General features: G+C 34.5%; 1 protein-coding gene. It reads right to left on the reverse strand.

Translation table 11 applies throughout. The features are described 5' to 3' along the window. Positions 1–136 precede the first annotated feature (136 nt). Positions 137–1,288: an IS256 family transposase gene (locus ACOVQ4_RS22440; protein ID WP_421822825.1), complete on the reverse strand. Its 1,152-nt coding sequence runs from the start codon at positions 1,286–1,288 to the stop codon at positions 137–139. Positions 1,289–1,360: the final 72 nt, after the last annotated feature.

Below are 1,360 nucleotides of genomic sequence, written 5' to 3' on the forward strand. Positions count from 1 at the left end.
GGTAGTGTTCACTAAAGTGTGTAAATTGATTTTTGGTTGAGGGTTATTAAATCAATTTATTTCTTTTGAAGAAGAATCATTCTATGGGAGAATGACTCTTCTTCTCCAGATTTTTTTTGGGGTTTTACAAAATTAATCATTCAAATATTATTTTACTTGAGTTTTTAAATTGATAAATGGGATAAGAGTATTCCTTTCTATCCATAGCTGTGCTTCCGAGCAAGAATAATACGGATTCTGGACTTGGCATAGAAGTTCTCATTCTCAATGTTCTTTTATAGGTTCTATTGAGCCTTTCTATCCAATTGGTCGTATATATCATGCGCCTTATATCTATTTCGTAATTTAGGTAATTAAAGTATAAATGATACCTTGGAGCTTTATATGTCTTCAATGAAGGATATATTTTTATCCATTTATCAATAAAATCTTGAAACTTAGTTATTCCTTGCTTTGGTGTATCTTGAGGATTATCAGGATTCAATACCGCCTTTAAATCGGAGGCTACCTCAGCTTTATGTTTGGGTTTTACCTTAGCTAATACATTGCGAGTTAAATGAACTGTGCACAATTGTACAACAGCTTGAGGAAAGACCGATTTAATCACATTTTCTATGCCTTGAAGTCCATCACATACTACCAATTGCACTTTTTTCATACCTCGCTTTTTTAAGGCTAGAAATGCCTCCTCCCAATTATTAGAACCCTCTGTAGGGTGATTTATTATACTCAAGACCTCTCTCGAAGTATCTTTTTTGACAGCTAAAATGGTATAATAGGCTTCCGTGGAAACACTCTCATTTCTTCTCGTATGCCAGTATGTAGCATCAATGTAAATGATTGGATATTCTTCTTCTAGTTCTCTTTCTAGCCAAGCAAATACATCTTTGCGAGCCGTTTGCATCATAGAGCTTATGGCCGCTTTACTATAAGATTGACCATATATTTTATTGAACATAGAGCCAACCTGCTCTGTCGTCAATCCTGCTCTATATAGCTCAAACGCTAGTTCCTTACTCTCATTGTCCTGATCCTTTATCAGAGCAAGAATTAAGGGATAAAAATTGTGATGGCGACTTCTTGGTATCACTAACTCTAATTTACTTCGGTGAGCGAAAACACTACTCATCCTATAACCATTTGAACTATCGGAATGTTCCTTGTTAAACTCCCGACGTTCCGCTTTCATGATAGACTCTAAAGATAGTTTAAGTAGTTCCCTATACCCATCCTTTTTCTTTGCAATTTCGTCAAATATTTCTGACATTTGTTCTTGTGTAAAGTTCATTTTTCTGTTGTTTTTGTTATTTCAACACAAAAATCAGATTTTTGGACTTTACACACTTTTTTGAACAGTATC

It is taken from the genome of Flectobacillus sp., assembly GCF_049240685.1.
Taxonomy (GTDB): domain Bacteria; phylum Bacteroidota; class Bacteroidia; order Cytophagales; family Spirosomataceae; genus Flectobacillus.

Bases quoted from the DNA above. Each gene is read 5' to 3' on its own strand.
- ACOVQ4_RS22440 (WP_421822825.1), bottom strand. From the start codon at position 1,288: ATGAACTTTACACAAGAACAAATGTCAGAAATATTTGACGAAATTGCA.